Origin of the sequence: Sphingomonas sp. CFBP 8765 (genome assembly GCF_014841445.1) — a bacterium.
Classification (GTDB): domain Bacteria; phylum Pseudomonadota; class Alphaproteobacteria; order Sphingomonadales; family Sphingomonadaceae; genus Sphingomonas; species Sphingomonas aerolata.
In genome coordinates, this window is the sequence record NZ_JACYTY010000003.1 from 95202 (window position 1) to 115721 (window position 20520).

At 66.5% G+C, this 20520-nt stretch carries 17 protein-coding genes; 4 read left to right on the plus strand and 13 right to left on the minus strand.

Features of this window, described 5'->3' with window-relative positions:
- The first annotated feature begins 62 nt into the window (after positions 1–62).
- On the plus strand, positions 63–1217 hold the full coding sequence (locus IFT87_RS08985; protein ID WP_037527626.1) for a GNAT family N-acetyltransferase: 1155 nt from the start codon (positions 63–65) through the stop codon (positions 1215–1217).
- Positions 1218–1239: 22 nt separating this feature from the next.
- On the opposite strand, the gene IFT87_RS08990 is transcribed toward IFT87_RS08985, so the two are convergent.
- The 9 genes from IFT87_RS08990 to IFT87_RS09030 all read right to left on the minus strand — a co-directional run bounded on the left by IFT87_RS08990 (position 1240) and on the right by IFT87_RS09030 (position 14991).
- Positions 1240–1632 (minus strand): response regulator, encoded by a 393-nt coding sequence (locus tag IFT87_RS08990; RefSeq protein WP_031394137.1) that lies wholly within the window; start codon positions 1630–1632, stop codon positions 1240–1242.
- 64 nt (positions 1633–1696) lie between these two features.
- Positions 1697–4129 carry an ATP-binding protein gene (locus tag IFT87_RS08995; protein ID WP_192008253.1) on the minus strand — a complete coding sequence of 811 codons (2433 nt, stop codon included), beginning with the start codon at positions 4127–4129 and terminating at the stop codon, positions 1697–1699.
- Between the two features lie 54 nt (positions 4130–4183).
- A complete protein-coding gene (locus IFT87_RS09000; protein ID WP_084214944.1) occupies positions 4184–5473 on the minus strand; it encodes an EAL domain-containing protein in 1290 nt (429 codons plus the stop codon).
- A gap of 723 nt (positions 5474–6196) precedes the next feature.
- Positions 6197–10453 carry a translocation/assembly module TamB domain-containing protein gene (locus IFT87_RS09005; protein ID WP_192008258.1) on the minus strand — a complete coding sequence of 1419 codons (4257 nt, stop codon included), beginning with the start codon at positions 10451–10453 and terminating at the stop codon, positions 6197–6199.
- Positions 10453–12624, minus strand: a complete 2172-nt coding sequence (locus IFT87_RS09010) for an autotransporter assembly complex protein TamA (protein ID WP_342211146.1) — start codon at positions 12622–12624, stop codon at positions 10453–10455. The genes IFT87_RS09005 and IFT87_RS09010 overlap by 1 nt, the downstream gene beginning before the upstream one ends.
- A 100-nt stretch (positions 12625–12724) precedes the next feature.
- Positions 12725–13168 carry a hypothetical protein gene (locus IFT87_RS09015; RefSeq protein WP_037527632.1) on the minus strand — a complete coding sequence of 148 codons (444 nt, stop codon included), beginning with the start codon at positions 13166–13168 and terminating at the stop codon, positions 12725–12727.
- The gene (locus tag IFT87_RS09020) at positions 13165–13938 is read right to left on the minus strand and encodes a prepilin peptidase (protein ID WP_249403288.1); all 774 of its coding nucleotides are present in this window, start codon (positions 13936–13938) and stop codon (positions 13165–13167) included. The genes IFT87_RS09015 and IFT87_RS09020 overlap by 4 nt, the downstream gene beginning before the upstream one ends.
- Before the next feature lie 61 nt (positions 13939–13999).
- Positions 14000–14467, minus strand: a complete 468-nt coding sequence (locus IFT87_RS09025; protein ID WP_037527636.1) for a GNAT family N-acetyltransferase — start codon at positions 14465–14467, stop codon at positions 14000–14002.
- A 32-nt stretch (positions 14468–14499) separates the two neighbouring features.
- Positions 14500–14991, minus strand: coding sequence for an SH3 domain-containing protein (locus IFT87_RS09030; RefSeq protein WP_166748445.1), 492 nt, complete (start codon positions 14989–14991; stop codon positions 14500–14502).
- A gap of 162 nt (positions 14992–15153) precedes the next feature.
- Here IFT87_RS09030 and IFT87_RS09035 point away from each other — a divergent pair, with 162 nt between their 5' ends.
- Together IFT87_RS09035 and IFT87_RS09040 are read left to right on the plus strand one after the other, a co-directional pair.
- A complete protein-coding gene (locus IFT87_RS09035) occupies positions 15154–16176 on the plus strand; it encodes a 2-hydroxyacid dehydrogenase (protein WP_037527638.1) in 1023 nt (340 codons plus the stop codon).
- Positions 16177–16267: 91 nt separating this feature from the next.
- Positions 16268–16459, plus strand: a complete 192-nt coding sequence (locus IFT87_RS09040) for a hypothetical protein (RefSeq protein ID WP_031395371.1) — start codon at positions 16268–16270, stop codon at positions 16457–16459.
- Positions 16460–16506: 47 nt separating this feature from the next.
- On the opposite strand, the gene IFT87_RS09045 is transcribed toward IFT87_RS09040, so the two are convergent.
- The 4 genes from IFT87_RS09045 to IFT87_RS09060 all read right to left on the minus strand — a co-directional run bounded on the left by IFT87_RS09045 (position 16507) and on the right by IFT87_RS09060 (position 20139).
- Positions 16507–16755, minus strand: a complete 249-nt coding sequence (locus IFT87_RS09045; RefSeq protein ID WP_197975206.1) for a hypothetical protein — start codon at positions 16753–16755, stop codon at positions 16507–16509.
- Positions 16756–16877: 122 nt separating this feature from the next.
- The gene (locus IFT87_RS09050) at positions 16878–17504 is read right to left on the minus strand and encodes a LysE family translocator (protein WP_037527640.1); all 627 of its coding nucleotides are present in this window, start codon (positions 17502–17504) and stop codon (positions 16878–16880) included.
- Positions 17505–17530: 26 nt separating this feature from the next.
- The gene (locus tag IFT87_RS09055; protein WP_037527642.1) at positions 17531–18934 is read right to left on the minus strand and encodes an NAD(P)H-dependent flavin oxidoreductase; all 1404 of its coding nucleotides are present in this window, start codon (positions 18932–18934) and stop codon (positions 17531–17533) included.
- 68 nt (positions 18935–19002) lie between these two features.
- Positions 19003–20139 carry a glycosyltransferase family 4 protein gene (locus IFT87_RS09060; RefSeq protein WP_031441355.1) on the minus strand — a complete coding sequence of 379 codons (1137 nt, stop codon included), beginning with the start codon at positions 20137–20139 and terminating at the stop codon, positions 19003–19005.
- Positions 20140–20278: 139 nt separating this feature from the next.
- Here IFT87_RS09060 and IFT87_RS09065 point away from each other — a divergent pair, with 139 nt between their 5' ends.
- The gene (locus IFT87_RS09065; RefSeq protein ID WP_128082019.1) at positions 20279–20485 is read left to right on the plus strand and encodes a hypothetical protein; all 207 of its coding nucleotides are present in this window, start codon (positions 20279–20281) and stop codon (positions 20483–20485) included.
- Positions 20486–20520: the final 35 nt, after the last annotated feature.

A 20520-nucleotide genomic window follows, 5' to 3' on the forward strand; every position in this document is an offset into this window, starting at 1 on the left:
TACGAACCGCGTGATCGTCGATATCCGCAGCGGCTGACGACGAAGCGCTGAGGGGCGAGCCAATGGCCGGTACGATAACGATCCGCAAGGTCGAGACGAAGCGTGATCGCAAGGTCTTTGTCGACGTGCCCTTCGGCCTCTATCGCGACGATCCGCACTGGGTCCCGCCCCTCAAGACCGAGGCGCTCGGGCTGATCACGCCCGAGAAGAATGGCTGGTTCAGCCATGCCAAGGCGCAACTGTTCCTCGCCGAGGAGAACGGCCGGGTCGTCGGTCGCATCTCCGCGCATATCGACACGCTCGCGCTCACCATGCCCGCCGAACAGGGCTTTGGCCCCGGCGTCGGCCAATGGGGGCTGATGGAGGCGGAAAGCGAGCCGGTGTTCCAGGCTTTGCTCGCCGCGGCCGAGGATTGGTTGCGTGCGCAGGGCATGACGCGGATGCTCGGCCCGATCAGCATGTCGATCTGGGAGGAGCCCGGGCTCCTCGTCGAAGGCTATGATCACGCGCCGACGATCATGATGGGGCATGCGCGTCCCGAATATCGCGACTGGGTCGAGCGGTCGGGCCAGGTCCCCGTCAAGCGGCTGATGACCTATGAGGTCGACGTCACGCGGCAATTCCCGCCGATCGTCCAGCGGATCATCAAGTCGGGCGAGAAGAATCCGCGGATCGTCATCCGCGAGGTCGACAAGTCGCGGTTCGAGGACGAGGCCGCGATCATCCTCGCCATCCTCAACGATGCCTGGTCGAGCAACTGGGGGTTCGTGCCCCTGACGCCCCCCGAGATCAAGGATGTCGGGGTGAAGCTCAAGCCGATCGTCTTCAACGACCTGATCCGGATCGCCGAGGTCGACGGCAAGCCCGTCGCGTTCATGATCACGCTGCCCGACCTGAACGAGGCGATCAAGCCACTGCGCGGGTCGCTCCTGCCGTTCGGCTGGGCCAAGCTGTTGCTGTGGCTGCGCAAACCAAAGGTGAAGACGGTCCGCGTCCCGCTGATGGGCGTCGTCCGGGAGCTGCAGTCGTCACGCATGGCAAGCCAGCTCGCCTTCATGATGATCGAATATATCCGGCGTTCCGCCTCGCAGGATTATGGCGCGACCCGCGCCGAGATCGGCTGGATCCTCGACGACAATCAGGGGATGCGCTCGATCGCCGAGACGATCGAGAGCCGCATGAACAAGGTCTACCAGGTCTACGAAAAGACGCTCTAGCGGCCGTATGACCGGCCTGCGATCAGCCGATCAGCCCGTCGCCCTGTGCCTCACGCGCGAGGATCCGGCCGATCGCGTCGAACAGCGAATCCATCGCGACGGGCTTGAAGATCACATCGTCGGCGCCCGCGGAAAGACAGCGCTGGCGAAGGTCGGGGGCGACGTCCGCGGTCACGACGATGATCGGGACCATGCCCTTGGCGTCGGACCGCGCGCGGATGTGGCGGATCGCGGTGATCCCATCCATGCCCGGCATGCGCAGGTCGACCAGCACCATCTCGAAATCCTGCTCGTCGAGGATTTCGAGGCCACGCTCGGCGCTTTCCGCCTCGACCATCGTCGCGCCGGCCACGTCGAGCATGTCGCCCACCACGCGGCGGTTCATCCGATCGTCCTCGATGAACAATATGTTCAACATATCCTCCGTGACGGGTCGACCGGGAGAGGCGCACTGTCCGTCATTGCTAGGCGTTTACGCATCAAGCCGCCCGCGAGACAAGATCGGGAATTGCGTTGTTTTTAACTACCGGCGACGCGAAGATCGCTTCGACCAGATCCGCACCCGATACCGGCTTCGCAACGATGCGTGTAATGGCAGTCGTGAGCAGTGCCGGATCGTTGAGCCGATCGGCGGGCCACAACAGCGTCGTCGCGGCATCACCCGCCGCCCGCGTCAGCTGCTCCAGCGCCGGCCCCGGATCGCCACCGGCGCGCAACGTCGCATCGTCGATCACGATATTCGCGACGACCGTCTGCGCCAGCAGTATGACAGCCTCGTCGATCGAGGCGGCGGTCAGGACGGTGTCGCAATGCGGTGTCACCAGCGTCCGGAACATGCTGCGCATGATCGGATTACGGTCGATGATCAGCGTCGCCGCGCCGGTTCCCTGATCGGCCCCCAGGTCGCCGAGCGCGATCGCCTCCGCATGGACCAGCGGCAGGCTGAGCGTGAACGTGGCGCCCTGCCCTTCGCGGCTGGTGACCGTGACGTCGCCGTTCATCGCGCGCGCGAGGTTGCGGCAGATCGACAGGCCGAGGCCCGTGCCGCCGAACTGCCGCGTCGTTCCGGCATCCGCCTGGCGGAAGGATTCGAAGATCTCGTCGAGCTTGTTCGCCGGAATGCCGATGCCCGAATCGGATACGTCGAGCCACAGCCGGTCTTCGCCGGTCCGCAACGCTACCGTCACCGCGCCCACGCGAGTGAATTTCAGCGCGTTCGACAACAGGTTGAACACGATCTGCCGCACCCGCGCGGCGTCGCCCATGATCCGGGCGGGGCAGTCGGCCATGTCGAGCGTGAACGACAGCCCCTTCGACCGGGCCTGCTCCTCCCACATCTGCGCAGCATCGGTCACCGTGGCGCACAGATCGAACGGTGCGAACTCGATCGTCAGGTTGCCGGTTTCCATCTTGGCGATGTCGAGAATGTCGTCGACCAGCGCGCGCATCGTCGCCCCCGCGCCGCGCACGATGCCCAGCCGGTCGCGCACATCGGGCGCCAGGCCGGGGTCCGCGAGCATCACCTCGGTCATGCCCAATATCCCGTTCAGCGGCGTGCGGATCTCGTGGCTCGTCGTGGCAAGGAATTCGGTCTTCGCCGCGAGTGCCTTGCCAAGCGCGGCATTAGTGATCGCGAGATCGTCATTCGCCGCCCGGACCTTGTCGCGACTGCGACGGATCGTCACCAGGCCGATCGCGAGCATGCCAATGATGATCGAAACCGCGGCGATCGCGCCGATGAACATCAGCCGCTGTGTCTTCGCCCGATCCTTCTCGTACCGCACGCTGCGCTCGAGGTCGTCGGCGCGCAGCTTCGAAATCTTCAGTTCCTGATTCGCAAAGTCGAATCGTGCCGCCAGCAAAGCCGTGCTCATATTGGTAGCAAGCTTGGTCGCCTGATCATCCAGACGCTTCTGCGCCTCGAGATGGACGAGTGCGTCTGCAGGGCGGTCGAGCGCTTTGTAGATTGCATAAGCTGTCTGGTGCGCTTCCCTAAACGACAAGCTGGTGTTTTCGACATCGACGCCCGCAAAACGTTCCGAAATCAGCGCCAACGCGCGCTGCAGATTGCCCTGCTTTAACGCAACTTTGGCGGCGATCGGCAGGAGCTGAACGCGCCACACCGCAGCTTCTGATTGCAGGGTAAGGCGCTGGCTCGACGCGACGGCCTTCGCTGCCGCAGCGATCTTACCAGCCTTGAGAAGCGTCCTAGCAATATTTCCCTGGATACGGGATTGCAAAAGCGGGCTTTTCATCTGCCCCGCGAGCCGCAGGGCATTGCGGTACTGCGCTGCGGACTGATCGTAACGGCCAAGATCCTGCAGATACGACCCGCTGTTATTATAGATTGAAACTAGCAGACCAGGATCGCCGTCGTAAGTGTCCAGTGCTTGGCCCAGATACTTCAGCGCCGACTCGGCATCATTGCTGTCGCCATAGAGCGCCGCAATCAACATCAGCGCCTTTGCGCGGTTGCGATTATCCGAAAGCGCGCGGAAGATGTTGTGCGCGTTCTGGTAGTCGGCCAGCGACGCGGCGACCTGCCCGCGCGCCGCATGCACCCCGCCCCGCGACAGCAGGACGTTGGCGTGCAGGTTCGAATTGGGGTCGCGCCGCTGAACGATCGCCAGCGACCGCGCGATGAGCAGTTCGGCATGATCCGGGTCGTTGACCCGGATCAATGCCTCACCCTGCAACCACCAGGCGGTGGCGAGCGCGTTCTCCTTCCGGACCGGATCGTTGATGCCTTGGGCGATCGTCTCGGCTGCCTTTGCCTTACGGATTGCCACGGAAGGATCGACCTGCATCGCCGACTTCGCGTCGGCGATCGCGGCGTCGAACCGTACCGCCGATGTCGCGGCGGACACTTTCACGACCGGGGCCGCGGCCGTCAGAAAGGGCGCTGCCAACATCACGCCCACCGCCAGGCTGCAAGCGATCACACGCGATCGGATCGACCTGTGCATTCAGCCGCTCTTCCGAAAGGCCGCCACCCGCGTGAAAGGCGACCGCACATCCTGCGCGATTGCGAGGTGACGTTCCTCCGCCAGGAACGGGAGCAGCGCATCGAGCCCGATCGGGCGGCTGATCAGGAATCCCTGCACCATGTCGCACCCCATGACCGACAGCAATGCCATTGCTGCCGGGGTTTCAACCCCTTCTGCCACAACTTCCATCTCGAGCGCATGCGCCAGATCGATGGTCGACCGGACGATCAGCGGGTCGCGGTTCGAGCTGGTGAGCTGCGTCACGAAGAGCTTGTCGATCTTGAGCTCGCGCGCGGGCAGCTGTTTGAGATAGGCGAGCGAGGACAGGCCGGCACCATAATCGTCGATTGCGATGACGATGCCGATGTCCGCGAAGATCTGCAGGTTTCTGATCGCACTTTCCGGATCGCGGATTACCGACGTCTCGGTGATCTCGAAACCGAGACGCGCGCCGCTCGACGTGATCATCTCGCAGGCCTGCCGCACAAAACGCGCATCGGCGAGCAAGACGCCGGCGATATTGATGAAGATCGGCAGTTCATGACCATGCGCCGCCAGGATCCGCTGGTCGCCGATCACCTGCTCGATCGTCCATAGCGTGAGCGCAACGATGTCGCGGCTCTCCTCCGCGATCGGGATGAAATCGCTCGGCAGGACAAGGCCGCGCTGCGGATGGCGCCAGCGGACCAGTGCCTCGACACTGACGATCTCCTGCCGACGCAGATGGACCTTGGGTTGATATTGGAGGAACAGCTGGTCGCCGCCGATCGCCTTGTGCAACTCGCGCGCCAGCATCAGCCGGTCGAGCGACGCGCTGGCCGCCGATACGTCGCGCGCGATCGGTCCGCGCTCGACCCGAGCATCGGCAAGCGCGAGCTCGGCTTCCTCGACCAGGCGAACCTCGTCGTGCTGTGGCGCACGGACCGACGCGCCGCCCAGCGTCAGGTCGACATGATAGAGCTCGCCATCGATGTCGAACGGCGTGGTGAAGGCGTGCGCGATCTGGTCGAGCGCCAGATCGAGATCGCTCTGCTGATCCCCCAGCAGCGCGATGTCGATCAGGTCGCGGGCGGCGATTTCGGTGCGCGACTGTGGCAGCAAGGCTGCGATCCGGATCGCGATGTCGCCGACCAACGTGTCTGCACGGCCCCGCCCGACATGCCGGCGAAGCATCGCGAAATTCGCCACTTCTGCCAGGATGACGAACTGCCAGCCATGATAGGCGACCGGAAGGCAAGGCACAGTCACGTGCTCCGGGACGTCAGTCATAGGACCGCCCCGTCGACGCATACCCGCACTCACGCACGTCGCAACGGCAGTCGGAAGGAAGATGCGACCGGTCATTCATCTCCGAAACGCTAGCTGCCGATACTGAAGATAGCGTTAAGCCTCCCATTACGACACGTAAACATGGTTAACGATCAATAAACCATGTTGTGTTTCAATTAACGCCTGATTAACTTTCTCAAGCGTCCGAAACGGCGTGAATAAGGGAGAAAAAAGTGCTGAAGTTCATTCTTTCGCTCGTCTATGGCGACTCGATGCGCCCCTGGTAAACAGGTGCCGGCCCGGTGTTTTTGGAAAGATCCGCGGTTTCGTGGTTCGGCTTCCTCGGCACCGGGCCAATTTAACGACGTTCAACTATAGTAGTTTAAGATCCAGCCCGGCCTGCCCCCCCGGCCCGCCGCGAACGGCATTGCCCCGTGCGCTGACCGCCACGTGGCACAGGCGTAGAGCCGCCCTGCAAGACCGTATCGGGTCATGCATCAGCGACAGCCGTCATTCCTGTCATCAGTCCGAACGGACCACCACGTCGCCGGCGGAAAGCCCGGGCACCCGGCACCGTCTCACGAACGGCTCAGGCCTTCGCGCAACATCGCCGCGCCCGCACACGCGACGTCAATGGACGCGCGAGCCTGACCGCAAGCGGAAATCACCGATCAAGCGAGATCCCGTGGCGGGCGTGATTCGCGCCGCCACGGGATGATGCGATCAATAGTCCTTGGAGTATTTCACGCTGGCGTTGGTCCCGCCCTGCGCGCCAGCCGACGAGAGCAGGCTGAGCGCCTTGGTCAGGGCAATCTCGAGCTGGGTCGAGGTGAAGCCCTTCGCGTCGGTCACGATCTCCACATAGATGTTGTCGGTCAGGTACTTGCCTGCCGCAAGGCTAGTGCCACGCCCGCTGGCCTCGTCGGCGCCAAGGACGCGCAGACGATCGAAGCCGGTCGCCGAGCGCAGCTTGCCGAGCGGGTTCAGCCCGCCACCCGATCCGCGCAGCGAATTGAGCGCAGACGCCAGCTGGATCGCCTCGGTCGCCGAGAGATTCTCGGGGTTGGTCCCGAACAACAGCCTGCTCAGCACCTCGTCCTGTGGCAGCGCCGGGGTCGAGGTGAAGGCGATCTGCGGCCGCTGGCCGGTGCCCGTGACGTTGATGACGACGGTGATGTTGTTCGTGGTCGTCGTCGCCTGGATGTTGATGTCCGGATCAGTCAGCGCCCCGCCACGGAAGCGGATCGTGCCGCGATTGACCTCGAACCGCTTGCCCGCGAACGAATAGGTACCGCGGACGATGTCGAGCCCACCGGTGACGACCGGCGCGGTCGACGTGCCGGTGATCCGCATGTCCATCTCCCATTCCGATTCGAGACCCATGCCGGACACGAACAGTTGGTTCGGCGCCCGCACCCGGAGGTCGAGCTTGATCAGGCTCGGCGGCGCGGGCCGCGCCGGACGATCGGTCGGCAGGGCCGGCCGGATCTCGCTCTTGCGACGGATACCGGACAGCTCGGCGACTTCCGCCTGACCCTGGCGGATGATCTCGTAGCGCGCCTCCGGGATCTGCAGGTCACCCTTGAGCAGTCCGCCATCGCGGCCATAGGTGAACCGCACCGACCCGGTCGTCGTCGCACTGAGCGCGTCGCTCTTGGCAAGCTGTGCATTGTCGAGGGTCGCGCGCAGATCGATCGGGAAGCCGCTGTCCGCGGCAAGCCCGACGCTGCCCTGGGCCTGTACACTGCCATTGCCGGCACGGGCCCGCAGCTGCGTCAGTTCAAGCCGGTCGTTATTGAACCGTGCGTTGATCGCCATCTGCGACAGCCGCGTCCCGTAGACCTCATTGTCATAGGTCAGCGAATCGGCCCGCACGATGCCGTTCAGACGCGGCGCCTGGACACGCCCGGAGAAGTCCGCCGCGATCGCGATCGGCCCGGACAGCTGCTGATTGGGCAGCGCGGCCAGGCTGAACAGCACTGCCGATGGCCCGTTATACCGGATGCCACCCGACAGCGGTGCCGCCATCAGTCGTTCGGACCAGGACGCGCCAGCGCCCAGCGGCCGGAGATTGGCGACCATGCGCCCCACCACCGTCGTCCCGCGCCGGACCAGCGCGCGGCCGGTCCCGCCATCGGCATTGAGCGTGCCGGCGAACACGATGTCGACCGCATCGGACACCGCCGCGATCCCCGTGCGGGTGAAGTTGCTCACCGTCGCACGGACGTTCGCCGTCGGCACCGCAGTGCTGTTGGCCTGGGCGAAGTCGAGGCTGCCCGTCGCGGTGCCGCCGATCCCGAGGTTCGGCATCAGCGCGCTCAGCACCGACAGGTCGAGCTTGTCGAGCCGCGCTTGTGCGTTCAACCCGCGGCCATAGCTGCCGGCAAGACGCGCTGCGCCGGCCGCGGTCCCCTGACCAAAGTCGATCCGGGTCGGCGAAAGGCGATAGACGCCCTGCGTCGCCTGGATCCGCGCGGGATTGGCAGTGCGGAAGTCGATTCCGTTCGCCTGGCCCTTGAGCGCAACGAGATAGTTCTCGGGGCTCAGCTTCGCATTCATCGCGAGGCGGAATGGTACGCCGCTCGACCCCGTCGCCAGTGCCTGGGCGGTGCCCTTGCCACCGACGTAATTCACCTTTGCGCGCGCGGCGGACAACACGACCTCGCCGTAGCGCATGTCGGCAATCTGGACGTCGGCGATCACTTCGGGCGCCTTGGGATACAGCACGGCGCTGGCATCGACGATCGCGCGGCCGATCGTGAAATCGACCATGCCCGGAATCTTTGCGCCATAGGCCCGCGCGGCGACATCGGCGCGCTGATACCCGCCCTGGTTCGCGAGACGGACATTGCCCGTCAGTCCCTGCCCCGCGAACTGCAGCGCACCGGCGAACGGCCCCGCCGCACTCTGCACGATCCGGCCGCGTGCAACGATGCCCGCGAAGACCGCACGGCGCACGTCGACCGCAAGCTGGGTGCCCGGCGTTACGAGCACATCGGCGGTGAAGGGGCCGTAATCGGTGCCGCCGCTCGCGACGACGGCATAGGCGCCGTTGCGCCCGACGACCCGCGCCTGGAGATTGACCAGCCCGACGCCGACGCCCGGCCGCGGTGCACGCAGGACGACGACCGGCGCGGTCGCGCTGCCCGTGACCCGCGCCGACAGCGGCCCGTAGACGGTCGAATAGGCATCGGCGTTGACGAGCACCGCGCCGGTGGCCGGATCGAACCGCCCCTCGCCGCGCGTCACGCGGAATTGCGGCGCGTTCATGCGGAGGTTGCGGAAGGTCACGATCCCCTCGGGACTGTACCCGATATCCGACCGGACGATCGCGTTGCCGCCGAGGAAGCTACGCGCGCCCTCGTTGAAGATCTGTGCGGTCTGCGCGACGACGCGACCGGTGATGCCGAACCCGCCATTGGGGCCCGGCACTAGCTTCGCATCAGTCGTCAGGTTGACGATGCCGATCCCGTCGACGCGGTAGTTGTTGACCCGCCCCTTGAGCGCGCCGGTGTAGCGTCCGGTCGACATGTTCGCGACGACGACCGCGGTCGCGTCGATCTTGTCCGAACGGATCTTGAGATTGTCCGACAGGACGTTGACGCCGGAGATCGCGAAGTCCCCGTCGATCGCGACGTTGGTCGCAAGACCGCCAACCGCCGCATTGAGCCCGGTCACGCGACGCGCGCGGGCCTTGATCGGCAGGAGGATGCGGTCGGCATTCACGCGCGCAAGACCCTCGGCATAGAGGTTCTCGACACCCATTTCGCCAAAGGCGATCGTTGCCGCCCGGACCTTGTAGTCGACCGTCGGAGTCGCGAACGCCCCGTCGAGGACGACGCGCGCGGTGACATCGCGACCGCGCAGATTGGGCAGGATCGCCCCCGGGGTCAGAAGCTTGGCATTGACCGCGAAATTGGCGAACCGGCTGTTGGCGAGATCGATCAGGCCGCCGGCATCGACCGCGAGCGCGTCCGACTTCAGCGTCATGCGCGTGTCGGCCTTGCGGTCGTTCAGCGTCGTGTCGATCGACACGTCGAGCTGTGGCGCGGTCAGGCGCTCGACCGGTCCTTCGAGATAGAGGCCGGGGCGGGTCGCGCCGCGCACCTCGATATGACCGTTCTTCGCGGTCAGGTCGAGATTGGCGAGCTCGCCGCCGCCCAGCGTCGCGACCGCACGGCCGCGCCAGGCGGCCCAGCTTCCGCGTCCATCCACCGTTGCGGTCAGCGGTGCCTTGAGCGACCCCATCGTCGCGACCACGCCGCCAACGGGCGCGGTCAGCTTGACGTTGACGTCGAGCTTGTTCTGTTCGGGCACCGCATCGAGCTTGAGAATGAGGCTGTCACCGCCGGCAATGCCGGGGCCGGTCAGCGCGGCAGCGTTGGTCGTCAGCTGTGCACGCTTGTCGGCGATATGGACCGCACCGTCGATCTTGAGGATATGCGTCTGGCCCGTCACCGGCTTGCCGATCACGAACCGGTCGATCACCAGCCGGTTCACGTCGATATCGAGATCGGGCAGCAGCGGCGCGTTGGGATCGGTCGGGGTCGCCTTGAGCACCGGACGCCGTTGCAGCGTGACGAGCGGCGTGGTCAGCGACCGGACGTCGACATGGTTGCTGGCAAAGGCGAACGGGCGCCAGTCGACGCGCAGCTTCGGGCTGGTGAGGAACACGCCGGTCGGGTCCGACACGCGGACGTCGCTGAGCGTCATCGCGCCGTAGATGGATCCGTCGATCCGGCCGACCTTGATGTTGAGACCGGACGCGGTCGTATAGCCACCGATCTGATCCGCGACGAGGCGGCGACCGGGATCGGTGTTGATCCCGAACAGCACGATCAGCACAAGTGCGATCAGCGCCACGATCAGGATCACGATCCCCTTGAGGATCCGCTGCCACAGCGGCCGTCGGGCGACGACGTTGTCGTCAGCCTGATAGATAGGTCCCTGGTCGGCAGGGGGTGCGCCGTTTTCGGCCATCAGAATGCCTGCCCGATCGAGATGTAGAGCGCGACCTTGCCGTCGCCCTCGCGTGGGTTCAGCGGCGTCGCGACGTCGATGCGCATCGGACCGAAGCTGGTGTAGAAGCGACCGCCGATACCCGCGCCGTAGCGCAGGCTCGACAGGTTCGGCGTGCTGCTCTCATAGCTGTTGCCCGCGTCGATGAACGGCACGATGCCGAAATCACCGAACCGGTAGCGCGCCTCGAGCGCGAACTCGTTGAGCGAGCGGCCACCAACCGGATCGCCATTGGGATCAAACGGTCCGAGGCGTTGATAGCCATAGCCGCGGACCGATCCGCCGCCGCCGCCATAATAGCGCCGCGAGGGTGCCAGATCGTCGCGCGCGACGCCCTGGATCGTTCCCGCCTTGGCGCGGCCGGCGATCACGATGCTGCTCGACACGGGATAGTAGAAGGTCCCCTCGACCATCGCGCGGACATAGGGTTTGACCGAGCCCTGCACCGATGTTTCGGGGCTGGCGTTCAAACGCAGGCGGAAGCCCTTGGTCGGGTTCAGCAGGCTGTCGGAGCGGTCGAACAACAGCTGCCCGGGCAGCGCGACGATGCCGTAGGTGCGCCGGACGTTTCGCCCCTGCGCGAAGTCATAGACGCTCTCGTTCGTGCCGACGAGCTCGCCGCCGTAGTAATAGGTGATCGGCTTCTGCCAGATCGGCGTCGAATCATAGCTCCAGCGGATGCCGACGCTCGTCGTGAACGCCTCATAGGCGTCGTAGTTCGAATGATTGGCCCCCGCCGTCAGGCTGAAGGTGCGGTCGCGACGCCCGGCATTAGCGCGCCGGAACGTGCCCGCAAGCCCCTGTTCCTGCGTCCCCGCGATCACCGACGCGAGCAGGCCACCCTCATAGGGGAAGAGGTTGCGATGCTGCCAGGTCCCCTCGGCGCGGAAGCCCTGCCCGGTCGAGAAGCCGACATTGCCGCCCAGCGTGCGCGCCGGGCCCTTTTCCTGCCGGACCAGCAGGTCGACCTGCTCGGTGCCGTCGGGGTTGGTCCTGCCGGTGCGCTGCGGAACCACCGAGACGCTCTGGAACAGGCTCGTCGCGACCAGCGCGTCGCGCAGATCGTCGGTCATCCGGTTGTCGTAGAGCTGCCCCGCCTCGAACCGCGTAAAGACGTTCAGATGCTCGATGTCGAACACTGCGTCGCCTTCGGTGCGCAACTGCCCGAACGAGGCGCGCGGCCCCGTATCAACGGGCAGCGTATAGGCACCGGTCGGGACCTGCGCCTCGTCGTCGAGCAGGATGTCGCGCTCGCCGACCTTGACGAAGGGATAGCCCATCTGCGGCAGCATTAGCGAGACATTGGCCTCCGCCCCCTGGATCCGGTCCGCCTGGATCGGATCGCCGACCTTCAGCGGCAACTGGCTCCGCACCAGATCCGGCGGAATGGTCTGCGCGGTCTTCACGTCGATCGAGCCGAGCGTGTAGAGCCGCCCCGGCTGCGCGCTGACGATCGCCTTCAGCCGGCCGGGCTTTTCGGGAACCGCCTCGATCGTGGAAATCGCGGTCGCGTCATAATAGCCGAGCGACTTCAGAAGCCGGACGACCAGCGCCTCGTCTTCCTTCGCGCGCGCCGAAACCTGCGTCGTGTTCGCCGCCTTGCCGCCGCCCTTCAGCGCGGACAGCGCCTTGTAGCGCGCCTCGAGCCCGTCGCCCGCATCGGCCAGACCCTTGATCTCCGCATCATAGCGGATCTCGGGCGCATCCTTGTCCTTGATGTCCGCAGCAGTCGCCAGCGGTGCCGTGTCGTAGCTCGCGAGTGCGGGAAGCGGCACGACCAGCTGGGGATCTTCGGGACCGATGGGGGGCAATACGGCCCCCGTCGCGGTTGTCGCGGAGGTCACATCCGTCGCGGGGGTCACGGGCGCGGTCTCGCTTGCCATCGGTTCGAGCGGTGCGTTGATGTCGTTCGAAAGCGGCGGCAGCGCCTGGTTGAATTCCGCGTCGGGAACGATCGGGGCGTTGCCCTTCGGATCGGCGACGCCGGTGTCGGCTCGCTGCTCGGCGGTGGGTGCGTCGGGTCCCTTCGCTGGCGCGGTACCGGGCTTTGCCAGCTGGGCTTCGCCGGGAGCAGCCACAGTCGCCGCCAGAGCAATCGCGAGCCAATAGTGCCGTCTTGTCGAACTCGTCACAGGAAACACGATCCCCTTTCGAAGGGCGACCGCGTTCGATTCATCCCCGTTAATCCCTCGCAACGCACGAAACTTGGGTTGGTTTCCGTCATCCGGCGATTCACACGCAGCCGATCATGCCGGCCACCGGAAGGACGATGGTGTCGCGGCCCGGCCGCTCGAGCCGTAGCGTCGCATTGGGCACCATCGCGCCTGACGCCAGATCCTCGCGCGTGACGATCGTCATGTCGAGCGCGACGGTCAGATCGCCACCGCGATAGGTCGTGACCCCGGCAAAGCCGTAGCCACCCGGCCCGGCCTCGTCGACGCGCGCATAATCGACCGGCTTGCCGTCGACCGCGAGACGCAACCGCGCCGAGTCGGCGGTCGCCATCGCCACCAGCGCTCGGTCGCCCGTCGACCAGAGATACGCCGCGCATCCCCGTGCGGGCATCGACTGCTTGCCGATCGGACCGAGCGTCGCGGGAGCCTTGGTGGTGTCGCCGGGCACCGTCTTGGCGGGCGTGGCGGCCTGCACGGCCGCGGCGATAAGCAATAGCATCATCCGCTCGACGCTATCATGAAGAGCCAGGCCGGATAAGCCGCGATCGCCAGCAATGCGCCGAACGGCATCGCGGTCTGCCCGGTCACGGGTTTGCCGCCGACGCGCATCGTGAGTACCGCGCCCAGCCCGACCATGCTGGCGATCAGCAACACGGCGGGCAGCATCTGCCAGCCGAGCCACAGCCCGATCGCACCGAACAGCTTGGGATCGCCGCCGCCCATCCCGTCATGCCCACGGATCCGACGATAGCCTGCCGCGATCGCCCAGAGCAGGCCGAACCCCGCGACCCCGCCGATCAGCCGGTCGGCTCCTCCTGGCGCCAGTCCGGTGACGCCGCCCGCCGCGCCGCCGAGCGCCAGCAAGAGGGTCAGACGGTCGGGCAACCAGAAGGCGACGAGATCGAGCGCGGCGAGTGCCAGCAACAGCCAGCCAAAGGCGGCGCCCCACAGGGCGACGGCCCCCGGCACGACCAGTCCCGCGGCGACGCCGATCGCCAGGCCGCAGGTCTCGATTCGCCAGTGCAGCGGGTCGATCCGCGCGCCGCAACTTCGACACCGCCCCCGCAGCAGCAGCGCACTGACCAGCGGGACGAGATCGATCACGGTCAGCGTCCGCCCGCATGCGTCGCACGCCGACCGCCCGCGAACGACCGACCGGTCCTGCGGCCAGCGAATCACCAGCGCAGCGATGAAGCTGCCGACGATCGCACCGAGCACGCCCAGCGCCGCCGCGGCGATCATCGGGCTCGGCACGGGCATGGCGTCGATCATCCGCCGCGCGTGCCGGGCACGTCCCGCGCCGTCAAGCCGATCCCGGCCAACGTTACCGCCGTCAGAGATCCAGCGTGTAATATCGGCTGAACCGCGAGGGCGGATAAGACCCGAACCGCTTACAGCGGACAAAGCCGGCGCGCTCGTACAGCGCGCGCGCTGCGGCATAGGCGGCGTTGCTCCCGGTCTCGAGGCTGATCCGGGTCGCGCCCATGTCTCTGGCATGGCGGATCGCATGCTCCAGCAGCGCCGCGCCGACGCCGCGGCGTACATGGTCGGGATGCGTCCGCATCGATTTCAGCTCGCAATGCCCCGCGTCGAGCCGCTTCATCGCGACGATCCCGAGCAGCGTCGACTCGCCCCCCGCCCCGTCCCAGGCCGACCACACCACCACCGACGGATCGCGCAGGCCGGCGAGGTCGAGGGCAAAGACACAGCCCGGCGGCGAATTGGCATGCGCGGCGCGCTGGTGCAGCGCGACCAGATCGACGACCGCGTCGCGCGTCAGATCGTCGCGCTCTATCCGCATGACGCGATCCGGATGCGACGGCGCGTCATCGCTCAGGGCAGCGCTTCGTCCGCGTCGACTCCCCACAGCGCGTCGACGCGCACGAAACCGGCCTGTCCCTTGATGTCCATCTTGCACCACCCATTGCCGCACTGGCTCAGCCGACCGACGACGCCGGGGGCCGCGCGCCATTGCAGGCGTCCGCTTTCGCTCGGGCGGTCGAGGATCGCGATCGGGGTGGTGCCGCGTACGATCGCGGTGCGCGTGCTGCTCATCAGATTGGCCTGCATCCAGCCTTCGGTGCCGTCCGGATCGGCGATCTTGCGCCATTCCTTGTGGATCGCGATCACGCGCACGGGCAGGTCGGCACGCTGATACAGCCAGCTGGCGGGATAGGCGCGTGCCGGGCCGGTCCGCAACCGCGCGCGCCCCGCCGAGATCGAGGCATAATAAGGGAGTTTGCGCACCGGATCCGCGGCGGCGGCAGGCTCGGTGCCCAGCGCCGCCGTGACGAGGGCGGCGAGCCCGAAGGCGAGAATGCGCATGCTGATGTCCTGTTGCCGACGCGGTTCGTGTCCGGCCAAGCTCTATCGCCACCGCGGCGGCGGTTTCAACTGCTAAGCGTGCGCGCCGCCGTTCCACGGATGGCAGCGCGGTTTTGCCGCTCCATCGTTGACGCCGTGGATGACGTTCGCCAAGCCACAGTCATGCCCGATCCACGCCCCGATAGCCGGCCCGACACCCGGCGCTGCCCCAACCCCAAGGTGGTCGTCACGCGCGAACTCGCCGATGCGGTCATGGACCGTATGGCGGCGCTGTTCGACACGACCAACAACCACGGCGATGCCAAGCTCAGCCGCGACCAGTTGGCCGCCGCGATGGCCGATTGCGACGTGCTGGTCCCGACCGTGACCGACGATATCGACGCCGCGCTGATCGCCGGCGCGGGCGATCGCCTTCGCCTGATCGCCAATTACGGCGCGGGCGTGAACCATATCGACCTGAAGGCGGCGCGTGCGCGCGGGATCATCGTCACCAACACGCCGGGGGTGCTGACCGAAGACACCGCGGACATGACGATGGCGTTGATCCTGTCGGTGCCGCGGCGGCTGGCGGAGGGCGAGAAGCTCGTCCGTTCGGGCGCATGGACCGGCTGGAGCCCCGGCGGGATGCTGGGCCACCGGATCGGCGGCAAGGCACTCGGCATCGTCGGGATGGGCCGGATCGGACAGGCGGTCGCGCGCCGTGCCGCCGCATTCGGCCTCTCGATCCACTATAACAATCGCCGCCGCCTCCCCGTCGCACTCGAACAGGCGCTCGGGGCGACGTGGCACCCCTCGCTCGACGAGCTGCTCGGCGCAGTCGACATCGTGACGATCCACACCCCGCTGAACGCCGACAGCCGGGACATGATCGACGCGCGCCGGATCGCGCTGATGCGCCCGCACGTCTTCCTCATCAACGCCTCGCGCGGCGGCGTGGTCGACGAGACCGCGCTGGTCGACGCGCTCGAGGCGGGCCGGCTCGCCGGTGCCGGGCTCGATGTCTGGCGCCACGAGCCGCAGATCGATCCGCGGCTGCTCGCGCTCGATAACGTCGTGATGCTCCCGCACATGGGATCGGCGACGTTCGAGGGGCGGATCGCGACAGGCGAGAAGGTGATCCAGAACATCCGGATGTGGGCCGATGGCCACCGCCCGCCCGATCAGGTGCTCGAAGGCTGGGCCTGACTGTCCCTCACCCGTCCCCGCGCCTGTGCCCGGAACCGATTCCGCAGTGCGGCATTTGTTGGATACCCCCGGAGAGAAAGAGGAGTATCCCATGAAGAAGATTGCTGTTTCCGCGCTGCTGATCGCGTCCGCCGTGTCGATGAGCGCCTGCTCGACGCTCAAGGGCGCAGGCATCGGTGCTGCGGGCGGTGCGGGTGTCGCCGCGGCGACGGGCGGTAGTGTCGAAAAGGGCGCAGCGGTCGGTGGTGCCGGCGGTGCGGTGGTCGGCACGGTCGCTGACTGAAACGTCTGGCGCGCGCGGGCCTGAAGGTCCGCGCGTCGCCCCTCAAATCACCGTGCGCGGATCCAGCCGGTCCGCTGGACGGTGCCCGTCAGGACCTTCGACCCGAACGCCTTGGCGACGGTCGCGGCATCCGCAATGTTCATCAGGACGATCCGTGTCCCCCCCGACGGCAGCGATTCTATCGCGCTGATCTCGGCCTTGTGCTTGGCGCACATCGCGACGGCCTGGGCCTCGGTGACGCGTACGTTCATCGCACGCGAAATGGGCGCAACATCGGCGCTGGGCGTGGTGGTCATCTGATAATCCCGGCAGGGAGCGGGAGCGCGATACGTCTCTCAGTCGTGGCTTGCCCGAATGAAGCGCCGCAATGCGCACGGTATGCGCGCTATCCCGCCAATCGGCAACCTCAGCCGCCGCGTCAGACGCGCGTTCCGAGCAGCGCGAGACCGAAGCCGACGAACACCGCCCCCGTCGCCCGGTCGAAGGCGCGCCGCAGTGCCGGTCGCGTCAGATGCCGCGCCAGCGTCCGCCCGCTCATCGCATAGACCGCATACCAGAGGCTTTCGACCACCGCGAAGGTGACGACGAGGATCGCGAACTGCGGCCCCTGCGGCGCGGCGCGGTTGACGAACTGCGGCAGGAAGGCGGCGGCGAACAGCAGCAGCTTGGGATTGCTGATCCCGATCACGAACCCGCCGCGGAACAGTCGTGCGGCCGACATCGTGCGCGGCAGCGTGTCGGCGCCCAGATCGACTGGCCCGCCCGCACTGCGCCACGCCTTGATCCCCAGCACGATCAGATAGGCGACGCCGGCATAGCGCAGCGCATCAAACACCCGCGGCCAGGCAGTCAGCAAAGCCGCGACGCCCGCCGCCGATGCCGCGAGGACGAGGACCAGCGCGGTCAGGCACCCCGCCATCGCCGCCAGGCTGCGCCGCGCGCCGAAGGTCATGCTGCGCGTCATGACGTGCAGCATGTTCGGCCCCGGCGTGCCGCACAACAGGATCACCGCGACTAGGAACACCGTCCACGCATGCAGCGTCATGCCTTTGCCCCCCTAGCCTGACCGGCTCAGTCGCCGGTCAGGATCCGATCGACCAGCTGCCCGACGCTCGGCACGAACCCGTTGGAATAGAACGGGTCCTTCTTGAAGTTATACGCCGCATGGCCGGCGAACATCAGGTTCTGGTCGATGTCGCCGCCATGCGCGATATCCTGCAGCGTCTTCTGGATGCAGAAGCTGCGCGGGTCGGCGAGCCGCCCCGTCGAGTTGGTCTCGGTATCCGCCCAGCTCGAGAAGGAGCATTGCGACAGGCAGCCCATGCAGTCGGCCTGGTCCTTGCGGATCATGCCCTTCTCCTCGGGGCCGACGAAGACGAGCGTGTTGTCCGGGGTCTTGAGCGCGTCGGTATAGCCTTCGCCGAACCACTGGCGTGCGCGCAGCAGGTCGTTGCGCGTTACCCAGAAATTCTTGCCCTTCACGCCGACGTCGAGCTGGAAGATGTGGTCGCCCGCCTCCTGCGTCGAGAACGCGATCTGGCGTTCGGACCGCGCCTCGAGGCTACGCAGAAACGGGTTGCGCACCGCCGAGGAATAGAAACCGGTCGGCGAGAATTTGTGCAGCAGCACATCGCCTTCCTCGATCTTCGTCAGCGCGTCCTTCCACCCCTGCGGGATCGGGCTTTCGCGCGTCAGCAGCGGGCGGGTACCGAACTGGAACGCGATCGTGCCGAGTTCGGGATTGTCGATCCAGTCGTTCCAGTCGCGCAGATACCAGACGCCGCCCGCCATCACGATCGGCACATCGTCCGAAATACCGCCCTCGCGCATCACGTCGCGCAGTTCCTTCACGCGAGGATAGGGATCCTGCGGCTTCAGCGGATCCTCGGCATTCGACAGGCCGTTATGCCCGCCCGCGAGCCAAGGATCCTCGTACACGACTGCCGCCAGCCACTGTGCCGCCTTCGAATAGGCGCGCTTCCACAGCGCACGGAACGCCCGCCCCGAACTGACGATCGGCAGGTAGCTGACGCCGTAGGACGCGGTGATCTCGCTGAGCTTGTAGGGCATGCCTGCGCCACAGGTGACGCCCGCCACCTTGCCGCGCGTCCGCTCGAGCACGCCGTGCAGGATCCGCTGCGCGCCGCCCATTTCCCACAGCACGTTGATGTTGATCGCGCCCTTGCCGTCGGCGATCTCATAGGCGCGCTCGACCTGCTGGACCGCACCGTCGATCGCATACTGGACCAGCTCCTCATGCCGGTCACGCCGCGTCAGCGCGGCATAGACCTGCGGGATGATCTTGCCCTCTGGATCGTAACTATCGGCATTCACGGCAGAAACCGTGCCGATGCCACCCGCGGCGGCCCAGGCTCCGGCCGACGCATGGTTGGTCGCCGCGACTCCCTTGCCGCCTTCCACCAGCGGCCACACTTCGCGACCGTTATAGACGATAGGCTTCAGGCCCTTGAACACGACGTCACCTCTCCCGGAAAATACGGCCCCCTATATCGCAAGGACGCAGCGTGCGAGCAAATTAAGACCTAGGTTAGCGCGCCGGGTCTGCCGAGCGCCTCTTCGTACAGCGCACGGTAGCGCGCGATCATCACCGATTCGTCGAATTCGGCCCGCGCGCGCCGCTGATTCGCCGCCCCGATCGACGCGCGCAGCGCGGGATCCGCGACCAGCGCCTGCAACGCATCGCGCAGCCGCACCTCGCTCGGCGCCTCGGTGATGAACGGCAGGTTTTCGGGCGCGACCATCCGCGCGACGTCGCCGACCGGATAGCTCGCGATCGGCAGGCCGGCGGCCATCGCCTCGACCACCGAAATCGGAAACTGCTCGCTGCGCGACGACAGAGCGAGGATGTCGAAATGCCCGATATAACGATAGGGCCGATCGAGAAATCCCGGCAGGACGAGCGTGTCGGCCATCCCCATCGCGGCGGCCGCCTGCGCGATCCGCGCGCGTTCGGGTCCTTCGCCGACGATCACCAGCCGCACCCGCCCCGACACGCCGCCGACCGCACGCACCAGTGCGGTGAGGTCCTTCACCTCGCGCAGACCCGCCAGCGCGCCGATGACGACCTCCTTCGCCTTCGGCACGAACCCCGGGATCGCCTTGGGTTCGGGCTTCTGCGCATAATAGGCGGTGCCGATGCCGTTCACGATCCGGTGCACCCGCTCGCGCGGCTGTTTCCAGGTCTTCAGCGCGATCGCCTCGAGTACCTCGGACGGGACCGCCAGCGCATGTGCCGCACCCAGCGCGAGCCGGCGATAGATGTTGCGCTCGATCTTCAGCCCGCCCGCCTCGTCGGCGTTGAACCCGTCCTCGTGGTGGACCAGCGGCGGTGCGCCCTTGCCGAACGCGCGGCGCGCCATCGCCCCGTCGATCGCCCCCCAGTTATAGCTCAGCACCAGGTCGAACCGCCGCATATATTGCGCGATCGCCTCGTAGCGCGCGACCGACGGCTTGCCCGTCAGCGGCGGCGGGTTCTGCGCGATCTCGTAGCGGATCCCCTTGGCGATCGACGCCTGCGCGCCCAGCGCATCGGGCACGCCCGACACGATGGTATGCTTGGCGCGATCGCCGAACGCATTCATCAACCGCACCGCCCGCGCCTCCTTCCCGCCGAGGTCGAACGAGGAGTGGAGATGCAGGATGTTGACGGGTGCGGCCATGCCCGACGCGATGCCGATTTCCCGCCGGGGTTTCAAGGGAGCAGGCGCGCTGGATTGCTGTCAGCTTCCGCCCACTTGCGGACACTAGAAGCATAATTTCATGCCGTGCTATGATGCCGACAACGGAGGGGGGCGGACGGTGAAAACACTGGATGACTTGATCAAATGGGCGAACGAGCAGCGCAAAGAATCTCTGCGACAGGTCGATCTCTTCAGTAACGGCGGAGTGAAGGCACAGCTTGTCATGCCGGATGGCACTACGCAGGATATTACTGCCGGGGTGCTTTCGCATCAGAAAGCGAACGTAGATGCTTTCACCAGTCTTGTGTCAGCCTTGGAGAGGTAAGGTCCGCTCCCCACCAAAATACGCCACGAACCGCA